This window comes from Agrobacterium burrii, assembly GCF_017313405.1.
GTDB classification, from domain to species: Bacteria; Pseudomonadota; Alphaproteobacteria; order Rhizobiales; family Rhizobiaceae; genus Agrobacterium; species Agrobacterium burrii.
This window is the reverse complement of the sequence record NZ_JAFLNA010000004.1, coordinates 114,360-130,413: the sequence shown is the minus strand read 5'-3', so window position 1 is coordinate 130,413 and position 16,054 is coordinate 114,360. Positions and strand designations below refer to the sequence as shown.

The window sequence follows — 16,054 nt, the reverse complement described above, 5'->3', positions numbered from 1 at the left end:
TTCAGCCCCCTTTTCCAGAGTGAACGAGCATCGTCACGCCGTCGAGCGCCGCGACCAGCGCGACAAACGAATCACCTCTGATTTCAAAGTTCTTATATTGATCGAAGCTTGCGCAAGCCGGGGATAACATCACGACATTACCGGCCGTCGCATCTTTTTCCGCATTGGCTGCCGCATGCTGCACAGCCTTGTCCAGCGTGCCGGATATTTCATAAGGCACCGCCTCGCCGAGCGTCGCGGCAAATTCCGCCGCCGCCTCACCGATCAGATAGGCCTTGGCGATGTGAGGAAACAGCGGCGACAGGCTGGTTATGCCACCCGCCTTGGGAAGACCGCCGGCGATCCAGTAAATCCGCTCATAGCTTGAAAGCGCCGGTGCCGCAGCATCGGCATTGGTCGCCTTGCTGTCATTGATGAAGGTGACGTTGCCACGCCGGCCGACTGGCTGCATGCGATGTTTGAGACCGGGGAAGGATTTGAGACCGGCACGAACCTCATCTTCCGAGACGCCAACAGCAAGGCAGGCGGCAATCGCGGCCGCCGCATTCTGCGCATTGTGGCTGCCACGAAGGGTCTGGATACCATCAAGATCAACCAGCAGCGAAAATGTGCCGCCATGCGCCCGCAGGATACGGCTGCATTCGGCATAAAGACCCTCGGACACGACATTGCGCTTGGAAATGCGCTCCACCTTCACGCCGGCGCGCTCGATGCGGTCGGCAATCAGCGTCGAATGGCTGTCATCCACGCCGACGATCGCAGTGTTACTGCCAGCGACCAGCCGTTCCTTGACGTCGGCATAATGCTGCATCGTGCCATGCCGGTCGAGATGGTCAGGCGTCAGATTGAGAAGGATACCGGCAGTGGGATTGATCGTCGGTGCCAGATCGATCTGGTAGGACGAGCATTCGACGACGTAAAAACGTTGCGCTTTCGGCGGATCGAGGCTCAGCACCGCCGTGCCTATATTGCCACCGAGCTGCGTATCGCGGCCTGAAGCCTTGAGAATATGGGCGATCAGCGCCGTCGTCGTGGACTTGCCGTTGGTGCCGGTGATGGCGATAAACGGGCAATCCGGCGCATGGGCGCGACGTTCGCGAATGAAAAGCTCGATATCGCCGATGATCTCGACGCCTGCCGCACGCGCAAGGTCAACCGACCAGTGCGGCTTCGGATGCGTCAGCGGCACGCCCGGCGCCAGCACGAAAGAGGACATCGAGGACCAGTCAATCGTGCGAAGGTCCGCCGTGGTGATGCCTTCAGCCTGCGCCTTGGCGACGCTGTCTGGATTGTCGTCGAAAGCAACAACATCCGCACCACCGGCCACCAGCGCCCGGGCCGTGACGAGACCCGAACCACCAAGCCCGAAAAGCGCGACCTTCTTACCTCTAAACGACGTGACCGGGATCATCGCTCACCTCAGCTTCAGGGTGGCGAGGCCAAGCAGTGCGAGGCCAACGGAAATGATCCAGAAACGGATAACCACCTGGCTTTCCGTCCAGCCTTTTTTCTCGAAATGATGGTGGATCGGGGCCATCAGGAAGACGCGCCTGCCGGTGCGCTTGAACCAGAAGACCTGGATGATGACAGAGAGCGTTTCCATCACGAACAGACCGCCAACGATGACCATGACGATTTCATGCTTGGTAGCGACTGCGATAGAGCCGATAAGACCACCAAGCGCCAGCGAACCCGTGTCGCCCATGAAGATGGCGGCGGGCGGCGCGTTGAACCACAGGAAACCGAGGCCCGCGCCGATGACAGCGCCGACGATGACGGCGAGTTCACCCGTGCCGGGCACGAAATTGATCTGCAGATAGTTGGCGAAAACCGCGTTGCCGGCGAGATAGGCAATCACGCCGAAGGTGGCGGCGGCGATCATGACGGGCACGATGGCCAAACCATCGAGACCATCCGTCAGGTTCACGGCATTGCCGGCGCCGACGATGACAAAAGCACCGAACAGCACGAAGAAATAGCTCAGATTGATCACGAATTCCTTGAAGAAAGGAAAGGCGATGGAGCTGCCGAGCGTGCCGCCATGCGGCGCGGAGGCGAGCGCCATCTTCATCATGAAGAACACGGCAATCGCCGCGATCAGGAATTCAAAGCCGAGACGGGCCTTGCCGGAAAAACCCTTGTCGCTCTGCTTCGTCACCTTGAGGTAATCGTCATAAAAGCCGATAGCGCCGAAACCGAGTGTCACCATCAAAACTGCGACGACATAGACATTCGACAGGTCACCCCAGAGCAGCGAACCGCCGAGAATACCGGCAAGGATCATCAGCCCGCCCATGGTCGGCGTACCGGCCTTCTTGAAATGGGTCTGCGGCCCGTCGGCGCGGATCGGCTGGCCTTTGCCCTGGCGAACGCGCAGCGAGTTGATGATTGCCGGTCCGAACAGGAAGACGATCAACGCAGAGGTGAACATTGCGGCACCCGCCCGGAAGGTGATGTACCGGAAGAGGTTGAAGACTTGAACTTTATCCGACAGTTCGACGAGCCAGATCAGCATATTTGCCCTTTCAAAAGGCTATTTCAGACTTGGCGTTCCGTCTCGGGGAATGCCGGATACTTGTCAAGCAGGGCGGCGACAATCTTGCCGAAACCAAGCCCCAGTGACGATTTTACCATGAGCGCGTCTCCCGGTTGCACCCATTGCAGGGCGAAATCGGTGAGTTCCGCCGTCGTCGGGAACCAGATGACGGTGACGCTATCAGGCAATGCGTCGCGAAGAGCGGCCATCGCCTCACCCGCCAGCCAGACATGTTCGATACCAGCCGCCAACAACGGCCCGGCCAGTTCTTCATGCAGCTGCGCGGAAAATTCACCCATCTCCAGCATGTCGCCGAGAACCGCAACACGCCGGCCGTGGCCCTGCGTTTCGGTTTCCGCCAGCACGGCAATCGCCGCCCGCATGGAGGCCGGGTTGGCATTATAGCTCTCGTCGATCAGCAGGAAGGAGCCGCCTTCGATCGTCAGGCGATGGCGCTGGCCACGCCCTTTCACCGCCTCGAGTGTTCCAAGCGCCTCAAAAGCCCGATCTAGGTTGGCGCCGGTCACAGCGACGGCACCGAGCACGGCCATGGCGTTATCGGCAATGTGACGGCCGGGAACGTTCAGGTGCAACTCGCTGGTCTCACCGTTCAGGATCGCCCAGATGGTTGAACCCGAAGGCGTGCTTTCGAAATCGGCAAGCCGGAAATCGGCCTTGGCGTGCTGCCCGAAGGTCAGAACATGTTCGATGCCTTGATCCTGTGCAACCTCTTCAAGCTGCTCGAACTGGGCGTTGTCGCGGTTGAGAATGACGGAGCCGCCGCCCTCCAGACCCTCGAATATTTCCGCCTTGGCAGCCGCGATCTCTTCGATATTCTTGAAATTGCCGAGATGGGCGGCGGCGATGGTGGTGATGATCGCCACATGCGGGCGCACCATCTTCACCAGCGGCCGGATTTCGCCGGAATGGTTCATGCCGATTTCGAACACACCGAATTCAGTATCGGCGGGCATGCGCGCCAGCGTTAGCGGTACGCCCCAATGGTTGTTGAAGGAAGCGACTGCCGCGTGAACCCGTCCCGACGGCTCCAGAGCCTGCCGCAACATTTCCTTCGTCGTCGTCTTGCCGACCGAACCGGTCACCGCGATGATGCGCGCCGACGTTCTTTCACGTGCTGCAATAGCGAGCTTGCCGAGTGCGGCGAGAACATCCTCGACCACGATCATCGGCACGGTCAGCCGACCGAGCGCCGGCAGCTTGCCTTCGGCCACCACCAGAAGGCCGGCACCATTCGCAACGGCAAAACTGGTATAATCATGGCCATCGACCCGATCACCCTTGATGGCGAAGAAGGCCTCTCCGGGTTTAACGGTCCGGCTGTCGATGGAAATGCCGGTGATTCCGGTCGGCAGGTTGCCCACCGGGCGTCCTGCCGTGATGGCGATCATGTCGGCGACTGTCCATAACCAGCTCAAATCTTCAATCCTTCCAGCGCGGAGCGCACCTGTTCATGATCGGAAAACGGCAGCGTCACCGAACCGACGATCTGCCCCTCTTCATGCCCCTTGCCCGCGACGATCAGCGTATCGCCGTTTGAAAGCAGCGATACCGCATGGTGGATAGCCTGCGACCTGTCGCCAATTTCCACTGCACCCGGTGCCGCCGCCATGACTTCGGAACGGATCGTGGCTGCGTCTTCCGAGCGCGGATTATCGTCGGTGACGATGACAATGTCGGAAAGCCGCGTCGCCACTTCACCCATGATCGGGCGTTTGCCCTTGTCACGGTCACCGCCGCAACCAAACACGGTGATGATGCGGCCCGACGTGAAAGGTCTGACCGAAGTCAGCACATTTTCCAGCGCATCCGGCTTGTGGGCATAATCCACATAGGCAAGCGCGCCGTTCTTTGTCTGGCCCACCAGCTCCAGCCGGCCGGCAGCGCCGATCAGCTTTTCAAGCGCCTTCATCGCTACAGTGGCGGAAACGCCGGTGGACATGGCAAGACCGGCCGCAACCAGCGCATTGGCCACCTGAAAATCGCCGGCGAGCGGAATATCCACCTCGTGGATCACGCCGTCATGATGCACTTCGATCATCTGCCGGTGACGGAAATGCTCCACCCGTTTCAGCGTCAGGTAATCGCCGTTGCGGCCGACCGTGCGAACATCAAGGCCCGCATCACCAGCGGCGCGGATCGCCTGCTCCGACCAGGGATCGTCGGCAAAGATCACCGCCGGCGCACCTTTTTCCATCAGCGTGTCGAACAGCCGCATCTTCGCGGCCATATAGTCCTCAACGGTCGGATGATAATCCATATGATCGCGGCCGAGATTGGTGAAACCGGCAGCCGCAAGCTTCACGCCATCGAGGCGGCGCTGGTCGAGGCCGTGGCTTGAAGCCTCCATCGCCGCATGCGTCACGCCTTCGGCGGCAAGCTCGGCCAGAAGCGCATGCAACGTCACAGGGTCGGGCGTCGTCAGCGCACCATAATCCTCGCGGCCCGGAGCGATGACGCCAGTCGTGCCGATCTGCGCGGCCGCATGGCCGGCAAAGGCCCAGATCTGCCGCACGAAGGAGGCGACGGACGTCTTTCCAGCCGTGCCGGTGACGGCAACCATGGTTTCAGGCTGTTTTCCATAAAACCGGGCGGCGGCAAGGGAGAGATAGAGGCGCGGATCGGTGACAGCGAGGACCGGCACATCGGCCTCCACCGCATGTGCGGAAACGACGGCGACCGCACCCTTGGCAACCGCGTCTTTCACATAGGCCGCGCCATCCGCCTTGGTGCCAGCGACCGCCACGAACAGGCTGCCGGGCTGAGCCTTGCGGCTGTCTGCGGTTATTCCCCCGATTTCGATCGCCCCGATCTCAGACAGGAGCAATTCTTTCAATTCCGGAAACGCGTTTCCGGATATATCTCGCAAATTCATCGACTGTGTCCGTCTTGTCCCCCCGGCGCGAATCGCCGGAACATCATAAGCTCTAACAATCAATAAGACACGAGCAAGGCCGAGCCATCCTTGCCGAACTTCGGCTTCACGCCCAGAACCGCTGCGGTGCGCGCGATAATATCGCGCACCATCGGCGCTGCGGACGTGCCGGCAAGTGCTGCGCCATTGCCCTTGTCCGTCTTCGGTTCATCGATGAAGGTCAACACCACATATTGCGGGTCGTCGATCGGAAAGGCTGACAGGAAGGCGTTGAAGTTCTTGTCACGCACATAACGGCCATTGACGACCTTGTCCGCCGTGCCGGTCTTGCCGCCAACGTTGAAACCGTCGACGCGCGCATTGCGGCCCGATCCGTTCACACCGTTCCATTCAAACAGGAAGCGCATATCCTTGCTGGTGGTGGGTTTCAGAACTTGCTTGGCCACCAGATCCGCCTGTTCGCGGGTGCGCGGCAGGAAGGTCGGCTCGATCAGTTTGCCGCCATTGACAAGGGCTGCACCTGCAACCGCCGTCTGCAGCGGCGTCGTCGAAACGCCGTGACCGAAGGAAATGGTGATGGAGTTGATCTTCTTCCATTCACGCGGCTGCGATGGCAACGCCACTTCAGGCAATTCGGTCTGCATGCGGGTTAAAAGCCCGAGCTTCGTCAAAAACTCCTTGTGGCCTTCGGTGCCGACAGTGTCGGCGATCTTGGCCGTACCGATATTGGACGAAAACTGGAAGATTTCCGGCACCGACAGAACGCGGTTCTTGCCATGGAAGTCCTTGATGGTGAAACCGCCGATCCGGATCGGATAACGGGCATCGAAACTGTCACCCAGACGCACGCGGCCAGAATCGAGGCCCATGGCGATGGTGAAGGACTTGAAGGTTGACCCCATTTCGAACGTGCCGTTCGACATGCGGTTGAGCCAGCCCTCTTTCGCGCCTTCGGCCGGGTTGTTCGGATCGTAATCCGGCACGGAGGCCATGGCGAGAACTTCACCCGTATGCACATCCAGAACGACGGCGCCGGCACCGATTGCCTGGAACTTGGCGATTGCGGAGGTTACGACCTCACGCACGATGGACTGCACGCGCAGATCGATCGAGAGCTTTACCGGTTCCAGCGGCTGGTCGCTGGTCATGCCGAGCGCTGTCAGATCGGCAAGGCCCTGATTGTCTACATAGCGCTCCATGCCCGCCACGCCGCGATTGTCGATGTTCACATGACCGACGACATGAGCGGCCGTCGGGCCACCCGGATAGAAACGGCGTTTTTCCGGACGGAATCCCACACCGGGAATGCCAAGCGCCAGAATCTGGCTCTGCTGTTTGGGCGTCAACTGACGGCGCAGCCACTGGAAACGGGAATTGGACGTGAGCTTCTGATAGGTGCCGCGCTGGTCGAGATCAGGTAGAACGGTACGCAGCTTCTCGATCGCCTCATCGATATCGACGATGCGATGCGGCTCGGCAAACAGCGAAACGGTGCGGATGTCGGTGGCGAGAACCTCGCCGTTACGGTCAAGAAGGTCGGGGCGCGACGCCATCAGCCTGTCGGCGGGCGCAATGCTTGAAACGGTTTCCTGTTCCGCGATGCCATATTGCACCAGACGACCGCCAACGACGCCGTAAAAAGCGATGAATCCGAAAATGATCAGGCCGACCCGGCTTTTCGCCTGGGCAGCGCGCCTCTTGCGGGCACCCTCGAAAGCCGCATGGTCGGCGTGAACGCCGGTGGTGCTGGCGGAAAAGTGAGCCTTGCTCTTCAAAACCATGGCGCGGGAGAGAAAAGACATCAGCGGTTCACCGATCCTGTTATCGTGTCATCCATGTCGTCGGTTTCATCACCGGCGACGACGGAGACGGCCGGAGCCGCGGTGGGACGGGAAACACGCGCCCTCGGCGTCGGAACCGGAGCGCCATTGGCAGCGATCTGGCCCGCCGGCGGCGATTTCTTTTTGGTGGCAGCGCCAAGAGTCGCGCCCGGCCTGGAACCGTTGACGGCGGCGGCAATCACATCCTCGACGCTCATGCCTTCCGGCTCAGGCGGCTGCGGCAATTGCGAACGCAGCATGGGAAGTTCGCGCGGCTGCGCCAATTGTGTCGGCAGCGTCGGCGAAAGGCCAAGCTCGTCCTGATAGGCATTGACGAGGCGGTGCAGGCGGTTCGGCTGCGTCAGCAGTGCCCAGTCGGCCCGCAACAGATCGATCGTATCCTTCTCGAGCTTGATTTCAGCCTCGAGCTTGCGGACCTCTTCCAGCTTCAGATCGGCCTTGTGCTTGATCGAATAGGTCACGACGGCCGCAGCAACCATGACCCCCATCAAGATGACATCGAAAGTGCGCAGCATATCAGCCTCCCATCTTTTCAAGGCTGGCGAGATCGGGAAGTTCGAAAATCGAGAAATCCGCCGCCCGCACCGGCGCGGTCGTGCGCAGACCCGCCCGCAATTTCGCCGAGCGCGCACGCGGATTAAGCTCCGCTTCCTCTTCGCTGGCAGCGATCATCGGCTTGCCGATATTGTCGAAAATGGCCGGCTTGTCTTCGACCATCGGCAGATGCCGGGAACCGGCAGCTTTACCCGAACGATCGGAGAAGAATTTTTTGACGATGCGGTCTTCCAGCGAATGGAACGTGACGATGACCAGCCGTCCACCGGGCTTCAAGGACCGCTCGGCAGCGAAAAGCGCCTGCGCCAGCTCGCCGAGTTCGTCATTGACGAAAACGCGAAGCGCCTGAAACACCCGTGTTGCGGGGTGGATCTTGTCTTTTGCCTTGCGCGGCGTGACGATCTCGATGAGACCGGCGAGATCACGCGTGGTGCGGAAGGGCTCTTCCGCCCTCCTCTTTTCAATGGCGCGGGCGATGCGGCCCGGCTGCTTTTCCTCACCGAGAAAACCGAAGATACGGATCAGATCACCAACCTTCGCACGATTGACGACATCCGCCGCCGACACGCCCGAAGCCGACATCCGCATATCGAGAGGGCCGTTTTTCTGGAAGGAAAATCCGCGTTCCGCCTCGTCGATCTGCATGGAGGAGACGCCGATATCGAGAACGACGCCGTCAAGGCCGCCTTCAGGCGCGTGGCTGGCCAGATCGGAAAATTGCGATTGAATAAGGGCAAGCCTGCCGCCATTGGCGGCAACCATCGCCTGACCGCCGGCAATTGCGGTCGGATCGCGGTCGAGCGCGATGACGTTGGCGCCCTGATCGAGAATGGCCTGGGTGTAGCCGCCGGCGCCGAACGTGCCGTCGAGGATGATCTTTCCGGATGCGGGCTCAAGCGCGGCAATGACTTCGCGAAGCAGGACCGGGACGTGACGCTGAGGTCCGCCATCGGCATCAGAAGATCGCCCGCCAGAATTCGCCGCCATTCCGTGTCCCCGTCCTATGCGGGGCGAGCAGCCGAAAAACCGCGCCCCGCTCTTGCTGCCGCCTGCGCGCCCAAAAACGCCTGCGGTTGCCAAAGCTGAAAATGATCCGCTCGTCCGACGAAGGTGACCTCGGTGGTTATGCCGGTGAATTCCCGCACGAAATCCGTCACCATCAACCGACCTTCCTGGTCGAGCTTCATGAAGATACCGCCGCCGTGAACCAGCAGCGACATCGCGTTCGCCTCCGGCGAGAAGGCATCCATGGATGCAATCTGCCGCTCGTAGCGTTCCAGCAAATCCGGACCGCCGACACTGATTGCCGGAAAAGCGAAATCCTGAAGGCAATAAAGCTCCTGGATACCGCGCCTCACCAGCACCGAACGAAACGGAGACGGAACCGAAACGCGCCCCTTGGCGTCGATCCTGTTCGTCACGTTCGATAAAAAGCGGTCCATTACTCAACTCGCCCAAACCGCAATCCGCCAGGCGAACCATCCGCCCCACAGACAACACCGGTACGCACGACACATCGCCAAGCGCCAGGGCAACATGCCCTGCAGCAGCCCCTTGCAGGCTCCTCACTCGTTTCAGCGATTGCGGGTCAAAAACACGACCCAGTGTGGTGTGCATTTGGGATACCATGGGACACTATGGGCGTCAATGGGAGAAGCCGGCACGATACCGACTTCGCATCGGAAATTCATAAGCCGTTAAGTTTAACGAATGGTTTACTTCGCCCAGGAAGATGCTGTTTCACGGCACACCAAGACGCAGTGAAATCACCGGTTTTCTTTTTTAAAACAATGGAATGATTTGCGAGACCCCGCTCTTGATCTCAGTCGCGAGGGTCATCATTGAAATTTCATGGCTCTTACGCATCGTTCAGCACACGGCACTGGCCAACACGACCCCGACCAAATGCGTCCAAGACGAAACCGGCGCTGGCACCCGGTGCCTCAGGAGAAAAGGCTACGGCATCTACCCGATTGAGAGCAATCTCAGCAAAGAAGTGCAGCGTTTTGCAGGGTCGCCCGATAGGCCAGAAACCAGCCCGGACTACAGTCATCACTTCACTGCGATGACGACCTTCCCTTTCGCACGACCCGTCTGGACATAATCCAATGCCTCATTGGTCTTCTCGAACGGGAAGACCCGATCCACTACCGGACGTATGCTCCCCGCCTCGGCCAGAGAGGTAATCTTTTCAAGCTGCCCGCCATTCGCTCTCATGAAGAGAAAAGAATAGCCGATCCCCCGGCGTTTCGATTTTCTCCTGATACCGGAGCTTAGCAGACGCATCACCTGCCGAAGCAGCCAGCCAAGGCCATTCTGCCGCGCGAAATCCAGATCGGGCGGACCGGAAATTGAAATCAGCTTCCCGCCCGGCTTGAGCACCGCAAGGGATTTTTCCAGCGTGTCCTTCCCGAGGCTGTTCAGCACGAGGTCGTAGCCCTGCAACACGTTCTCGAAGTCTTCCTTCTTGTAGTCGACCACGACGTCTGCCCCGAGACTTTTCACAAGCGCCACATTGGCTGTACTCGTGGTTGTCGCTACATATGCCCCGAGATGCCTGGCAAGCTGGATCGCGATAGTGCCTACGCCACCCGAGCCGGCATGGATCAGAACCTTCTGTCCCTTTTGCACATTGGCCCGCTCGACAAGCACCTGCCATGCCGTCAGGGCGACGAGTGGCATGGACGCCGCCTCCTCCATGGTCATATTGTTCGGCTTGATCGCTACATCGGCCTCATCAATGGCAATGTACTCTGCAAATGTTCCGATGCGATTCTGGTTCGGGCGGGCATAGACCTCGTCATCGGGCTTGAATTTGCGGACATTCGCGCCGACGCGGACCACAACTCCCGCCACATCGTTGCCCAGCACCAGTGGAAGGCGGTATGGCAGGATAAGCTTGAACTCTCCGTCCCTGATCTTGTTGTCCAGAAGGTTCACGCTGGCGGCTCGGATTTCGACCAGAACGTCGTTTGCGCGCAACTCAGGTTCGGGGCTATCGCTGAGCCGGAGAGCGCCGCCTTTTACATAGCGATCAATCAGGAATGATTTCATCAAACTAACTTTCGTTTCTGTGGTCAGCCGACAGCACGGGCGATAAGCTCAATCGGGAAGTCTGCTGAATTTCCGAAAGCTCTTGTCGACGAACGACTCAGGCAGGAAGCGGCGGATAAAGCGGGCCTGTCCCGCAGCTTTTCCGGCAGTATAGCGCCGTTTGGGTGACGCCGCATTGGCGGCCTGTACGATAACGTTCGCGACCACCTCGGGCGCATCGCCCTTTTCGATGATCTCGCGCATCAATTTCTCCGCATCCGCACGAACCGTATCGTAGACGGCAAGCGGCCGGTCCGGCCGCGTAATGTTCTCTTCAAAAGACGTGCGGGTTACCCCCGGCTCGACAAGTACGATGCGGATACCGTGCGTTCGCACCTCATGATCAAGAGATTCTGAATAACCTTCGATGGCGTGCTTGGTTGACGCGTAAAGTGCATTATAGGGGGCGGGGATCAGCCCGAGTATGGAGCTGAGGTTGACAATCCGGCCTCGACCCTGCCGCCTCATGAAGGGCAGGACCGCATTGGTCATTCTCATGGTGCCGAATACGTTGACGTCGAATACGACCTTCGCCTGTTCAACCGTCGATTCCTCAGCGCCGCCAAGCAGCCCGATTCCGGCATTATTAACGAGAAGATCAATCCGCCCTGCCCGGCCGATAACCTCATCGACGGCACGCTGCACGGATGCATCGTCGACAACATCGCAGATCAGCATCGCGATTCCGTCAGCAGTATCGGGCATCGGTTTTCGGCTCGTGCCGAAGACACGGTAACCATCGCGCCGCAGCGCCTGCGCCGTCACCAGCCCGATGCCGGAGGACGCGCCCGTGACCAGGGCAATGCCGCGTTCTGTCTTGCTCATCTCTTCCGCCTTCATTTTATCGTGGAACATTGATGAACATTCAGTTACTATCAAATCAGTATTAAGTCACTACTAAAAAGATATCGACATGAAAAAACTTTCTGAGCAACCCTGTCTGATCGCCCGCAGTCTGGCGCTTGTGGGAGACGCATGGAGCATGCTGATCATGCGCGACGCCCATGCGGGGCTCACCCGTTTCGACGATTTTCGCAAAAGCCTCGGTATCGCTCCGACGATGCTGACCGGGCGGCTTTCATCGTTGACGGAGGAGGGATTATTGATGAAACGCCGCTATTCCGACCGTCCGCCACGGGACGAATATGTACTGACGGAAGCTGGCCGCGACTTTTTGCCGGTGCTGTTTGCTATCGGCGCCTGGGGACGCAAACATCGCGGCGGGGGCGAGGTGACCCGGTTTTTCGATGCCGAAACCGGAACCGAGATCGACCCCGTCACCATCGATCGCGCGACCGGCGCTCCGGTCGGAACCCGCCCTATTCGGGTCGCGATGCCCGAATGATCCACCCATCGCAGACGAAAGAGCGCCGATGCTGGCGCAACATCGAAGCGGTTCTGAGCGAGCCATTTCGCAAAGGCAAATCACGAGAGCATTAAGCGCTCTCGCTCGCACCGGAAATGCTCCGGAAGAATAGAGGCACCGCACACAAGGTCGGGGGAAATTCGCCAGTTGGCCTGTAAGCCGGGTTCTGTATGGCCCCGGTTTGACCCGGAACGTGGCAGCCATTCATCTGGGACGGCATTTGCATGCCGCCTCTCGCAACCCACCCGGATGACGACCCGGAAACCGGCTGTAGACGGACTTTCGCCCATCCCGTGTCATCCCTATTCGGTCTTGCTCCCGGTGGGGTTTACCTTGCCACCGCTGTCACCAGCGGCGCGGTGGGCTCTTACCCCACCCTTTCACCCTTACCATGCAGGCATGGCGGTTTGCTCTCTGTGGCACTTTCCCTGGGGTCGCCCCCGCCGGACGTTATCCGGCACCGTATTTCCGTGGAGCCCGGACTTTCCTCACCTTACCGTCTTTCGACATTGGTAAAGCGCGGCTGCCCGGCCAACTGGCATGCGCTGCATAACCATGTTCTGGAACGAAAGCCACCGAAAAGCGCAACAAAAGATCAAAGAAATGCCGGTTTAAAATCCGTTGTGAAAGCCTCGTCGGCAATTTCACCGTCCCGCAGCAATGCGGCACCCAGCCGCCCGATCTCGTCGGAACTTTTGGCCGCCGTCCCGTTGCCGCCTGTCAGAACCGCGATATGCGGCGAAGCCGTAAAGCCGATGGCAGGATAACCGCTCCGTGTTTTGGAAACGACGCAGGCGGCCATCGAGACACGCGAGAGATCGACGGCAGGCACCAGCGCTCCGACGATGGCTGACAGATGATCACGCACGCTTTCACGCCCACCGGAACGGAACCATTCCCGGATTTCCGGGTCGCTGCCAACAGGCTTGTCGTCGGGATCACCGCCGATTTTCAGATAGAATTTGCCATCGGGATACCGCACCGGCGGCAGCAGATAGATATGTTTCGTCGTGTCGCGCGGCTCGTAGATCAGCGACGGCATGGCTGCATATTGCCCAAGATCGGTTTCATCAATCTCGAAGAAAGCGACGGTCCGCGCATAGACATCAAGCGCGACCGGCTGCGGCAGCAGATCCTTCGTGATCGAGAAACCGCCGGCCGCCACCAGCACCCGGTCTGCGGAATAAACCGCCCCCGAAGCCGTCTGAACCGATGCGCGGCCATCCTCTTCCCGCGTCGAGACGACGATATCATCGATCAGCGCAACACCCGCCTTTGCCGCCAGAATAGCCTGCGCCTTCACCAGCGCGCGTGGATTGACGTATCCGGCATTGTCCCTTTCGAAGACGCCTTCGCAGCCCGGTTCGAAGGAGAAATAGGGAAAGCGGCTTTTCAGGCTTTCGCCATCCAGCAATTCCGTCGAAACGCCGAGCCGCGCCGCAGCCTTGCGAACATCGTCGACAAACGGATTGTCGCCACCCCGCTCCGGCCCCACCATCAGGCAACCTACCGGTGCGTAAAATTCCACGCCGCTTCTAGCCGCAATATCGGCATAACGCGCAATCGAGCGGTTGGCGAGCAGCGCCCAGTCGGCGTCACCATCGATGGTGCGGGTAATGCGCGCTTCATCATAGTGACTGGCGAAAACGCCCTGGTGCGATTTGATATCGGCAGGTTCGCCGGGGCCGATTAGCGCGACGCCCTCCACCGTTTCCGCCAGATGGCGGGCGGCGGCGGCACCCATCATGCCACGACCAACGACGATATAGTTGAAATGCCCCGACATGCCGCCCTCTTCATCCACCCTGTTCAGTCGCAACCTTGTAGCCGCTTCGCGGAAGGATGTCAGACGAAAACCGGCGACATTTCGGCCGCGAATTCATCCTCGGTCAGTTGGCCGTTCGCAAGCAGCACCGCGCCCAGCCGCCCGATTTCATCCGACGACTTGGCGGAGACGAAATTACCGCCGGTCAGAACCGCAATATTGGAGGATTGCGTATAGCCGATATAGGGATAACCGCTACGGGTAATGGAGGCGACGCAGGAGCCGGAGGTCACGGGGCAGCCAGCAAGTTCCGGCATCAACGACAATGCCTTCTTCGTCAGGAATTCCACTTCACCCGGCGTGCCGTCCGAGTGGAACCACCCCACCGCCTCTGTCAGCGTCTCGAGCCTGCCCTTCTCGCTTTCACCGCCGATCTTCAGATAGACCTTGCCATCGGGATACCGCACCGGCGGCAGGATGTAGACGATGTCGTCCTCTGTCTCCGCCAGCACGATGGTTGACGGCATGGAGCCGAACATGGCCTGCCTTGCCTCATCCAGCTCGAAAAATACGATGGTGCGGCCCGTCGCCGCCATATCGACCGGCGATGGCAGCAGCTCGGCCATGTTGGTGAAACCACCCGCTGCCACGATGACCTTTTCGGCGGTGTGAACAACACCTTCCCGCGTTACCACCTCGACGCCTTGCGAGGTATCGCGAATATGCGCTGCGGTCTCGCGCACCAGCCGCGCGCCCTGTGCCTCGGCAATTGCGCATTGCGCCTTCACCAAGGCGCGCGGATTGACGTGGCCGGCATTGCGGGCCTCGAAATAACCGCTGTGATCGGCCGGGAGGGAAAACATCGAAAATCGGTCGGCAAGCCGGTCGCCACCGAGCGTTTCCACGCCGAGACCGAGACGTTCAGCCGACGAAAGCGCCCGCGACACATAGTCTCCGGCAAGCCCCTTGCCATTTCCGGTAAACAGGCAGCCCGCTTCGGTAAAAAACCGGATGCCGCTTTTGGCCTCGATCTCCGCATAACGCTGGATGGAACGCTGCGCGAGTTCCGCCCATACCGGATCGCCGTCAAACCCACGGGTAATACGCGCTTCGTCGTAGTGGCTTGAAAATACGCCTTTGTGGCTCTTGCGATCAGCAGGCTCGTCCGGCCCGATCAGCGCCACGCCATCCGTTTGCGCCGAAAGGTGCCGCGCCGCGGCCGCTCCCATCATCCCGGCCCCGACCACGATATATTTGAAATCCGGCATGACATGCTCCGTATCAGATTTATTCCTGACTACAGCATGCCCGCGCGAACCGGAATCGCTTTTCGCAAAAGCCTGGGGCGTTCTCGGATTTCCGGGCGGAAAACCCGTTCCGCTTTTCCAGGAAATGCTTCCTGAAAGATACTCGGACCTCAGCTGGCCAGCAGCGCCTGCACCTTTCCGCAATAACGTTTGGACACCGGATTCATCCGTGTGGCGCCATGGCCGGCATTATAACGCAGGATGGTGCTGCAGACCTCACCGCCGCCAAGCTGATGGGCGGTCGCCAGATATTGCATGCCCCAGCGAATATTGGTCTCGGGATCATAGAGCGCCTTTGTCGTGCCGCGAAAGCCCATCATGCGCGCCGTTGCCGGCTTGATCTGCATCAGCCCGACCTCGCCGGCACTGCCGCGCGCCTTGGGGTTGAACTTGCTTTCCACTGACACCACGGCATGCGCCAGATTGGTGGGAACGCCATATCGCTTGGCATATTTGACGATCAGATCGGAATAACCATTCTTGAGCGACGAAGGCAGACTCTTTTCCGGAATGGGATAACCGGGCTTGCGGAAGAAGGTCTCCAGCGTCACGGTTTTGGTCTTGACGTCCTCGTCTTTGGCAAAAGCAATCCCCGCCTGTGAAGCGAGCATAACAACACCCGCTGCAACAGCAACAACAACCCTGTTCATATGTAGAAAAAGTCTCCAGATCGGATGACTGAACCAATGAAATGACAA

General features: G+C 59.7%; 14 protein-coding genes and 1 other RNA gene. 1 reads left to right on the top strand and 14 read right to left on the bottom strand.

What is annotated here, in order from left to right:
• Window position 1: 1 nt before the first annotated feature.
• From murD to JZX89_RS09445, 10 genes are all read right to left on the bottom strand, one after another.
• Entirely contained in the window at window positions 2-1,411 is a 1,410-nt protein-coding gene (murD, locus tag JZX89_RS09490) for a UDP-N-acetylmuramoyl-L-alanine--D-glutamate ligase (protein WP_153515047.1), read from the bottom strand.
• A 3-nt stretch (window positions 1,412-1,414) separates the two neighbouring features.
• Complete coding sequence (mraY, locus tag JZX89_RS09485) at window positions 1,415-2,515, bottom strand: phospho-N-acetylmuramoyl-pentapeptide-transferase (RefSeq protein ID WP_149900177.1); 1,101 nt, start codon at window positions 2,513-2,515, stop codon at window positions 1,415-1,417.
• A gap of 23 nt (window positions 2,516-2,538) precedes the next feature.
• Window positions 2,539-3,972, bottom strand: coding sequence for a UDP-N-acetylmuramoylalanyl-D-glutamyl-2,6-diaminopimelate--D-alanyl-D-alanine ligase (locus JZX89_RS09480; protein WP_207133924.1), 1,434 nt, complete (start codon window positions 3,970-3,972; stop codon window positions 2,539-2,541).
• Complete coding sequence (locus JZX89_RS09475; protein WP_207133923.1) at window positions 3,969-5,429, bottom strand: UDP-N-acetylmuramoyl-L-alanyl-D-glutamate--2,6-diaminopimelate ligase; 1,461 nt, start codon at window positions 5,427-5,429, stop codon at window positions 3,969-3,971. The genes JZX89_RS09480 and JZX89_RS09475 overlap by 4 nt, the downstream gene beginning before the upstream one ends.
• A gap of 59 nt (window positions 5,430-5,488) precedes the next feature.
• Window positions 5,489-7,231 (bottom strand): peptidoglycan D,D-transpeptidase FtsI family protein, encoded by a 1,743-nt coding sequence (locus tag JZX89_RS09470; RefSeq protein WP_149900174.1) that lies wholly within the window; start codon window positions 7,229-7,231, stop codon window positions 5,489-5,491.
• A complete protein-coding gene (gene ftsL / locus JZX89_RS09465) occupies window positions 7,231-7,785 on the bottom strand; it encodes a cell division protein FtsL (RefSeq protein ID WP_207133922.1) in 555 nt (184 codons plus the stop codon). The genes JZX89_RS09470 and ftsL overlap by 1 nt, the downstream gene beginning before the upstream one ends.
• Window position 7,786: 1 nt before the next feature.
• Window positions 7,787-8,812, bottom strand: coding sequence for a 16S rRNA (cytosine(1402)-N(4))-methyltransferase RsmH (rsmH, locus tag JZX89_RS09460; RefSeq protein ID WP_207133921.1), 1,026 nt, complete (start codon window positions 8,810-8,812; stop codon window positions 7,787-7,789).
• A 14-nt stretch (window positions 8,813-8,826) separates the two neighbouring features.
• The gene (gene mraZ, locus JZX89_RS09455; protein WP_207133920.1) at window positions 8,827-9,267 is read right to left on the bottom strand and encodes a division/cell wall cluster transcriptional repressor MraZ; all 441 of its coding nucleotides are present in this window, start codon (window positions 9,265-9,267) and stop codon (window positions 8,827-8,829) included.
• A 610-nt stretch (window positions 9,268-9,877) separates the two neighbouring features.
• A complete protein-coding gene (locus JZX89_RS09450) occupies window positions 9,878-10,879 on the bottom strand; it encodes an NADP-dependent oxidoreductase (RefSeq protein WP_207133919.1) in 1,002 nt (333 codons plus the stop codon).
• A 48-nt stretch (window positions 10,880-10,927) separates the two neighbouring features.
• Entirely contained in the window at window positions 10,928-11,743 is an 816-nt protein-coding gene (locus JZX89_RS09445; protein WP_207133918.1) for an oxidoreductase, read from the bottom strand.
• An 88-nt stretch (window positions 11,744-11,831) separates the two neighbouring features.
• Here JZX89_RS09445 and JZX89_RS09440 point away from each other — a divergent pair, with 88 nt between their 5' ends.
• A complete protein-coding gene (locus JZX89_RS09440) occupies window positions 11,832-12,263 on the top strand; it encodes a winged helix-turn-helix transcriptional regulator (protein WP_153515044.1) in 432 nt (143 codons plus the stop codon).
• A 160-nt stretch (window positions 12,264-12,423) separates the two neighbouring features.
• Here JZX89_RS09440 and rnpB read toward each other — a convergent pair.
• The 4 genes from rnpB to JZX89_RS09420 all read right to left on the bottom strand — a co-directional run bounded on the left by rnpB (window position 12,424) and on the right by JZX89_RS09420 (window position 16,006).
• Window positions 12,424-12,823, bottom strand: an RNA gene (gene rnpB / locus JZX89_RS09435) — RNase P RNA component class A.
• Window positions 12,824-12,879: 56 nt separating this feature from the next.
• On the bottom strand, window positions 12,880-14,070 hold the full coding sequence (locus tag JZX89_RS09430) for an NAD(P)/FAD-dependent oxidoreductase (RefSeq protein WP_207133917.1): 1,191 nt from the start codon (window positions 14,068-14,070) through the stop codon (window positions 12,880-12,882).
• 59 nt (window positions 14,071-14,129) lie between these two features.
• Window positions 14,130-15,317, bottom strand: a complete 1,188-nt coding sequence (locus tag JZX89_RS09425) for an NAD(P)/FAD-dependent oxidoreductase (protein ID WP_207133916.1) — start codon at window positions 15,315-15,317, stop codon at window positions 14,130-14,132.
• A 149-nt stretch (window positions 15,318-15,466) separates the two neighbouring features.
• Window positions 15,467-16,006, bottom strand: coding sequence for a lytic transglycosylase domain-containing protein (locus JZX89_RS09420; protein ID WP_149900166.1), 540 nt, complete (start codon window positions 16,004-16,006; stop codon window positions 15,467-15,469).
• Between the last annotated feature and the right edge of the window lie 48 nt (window positions 16,007-16,054).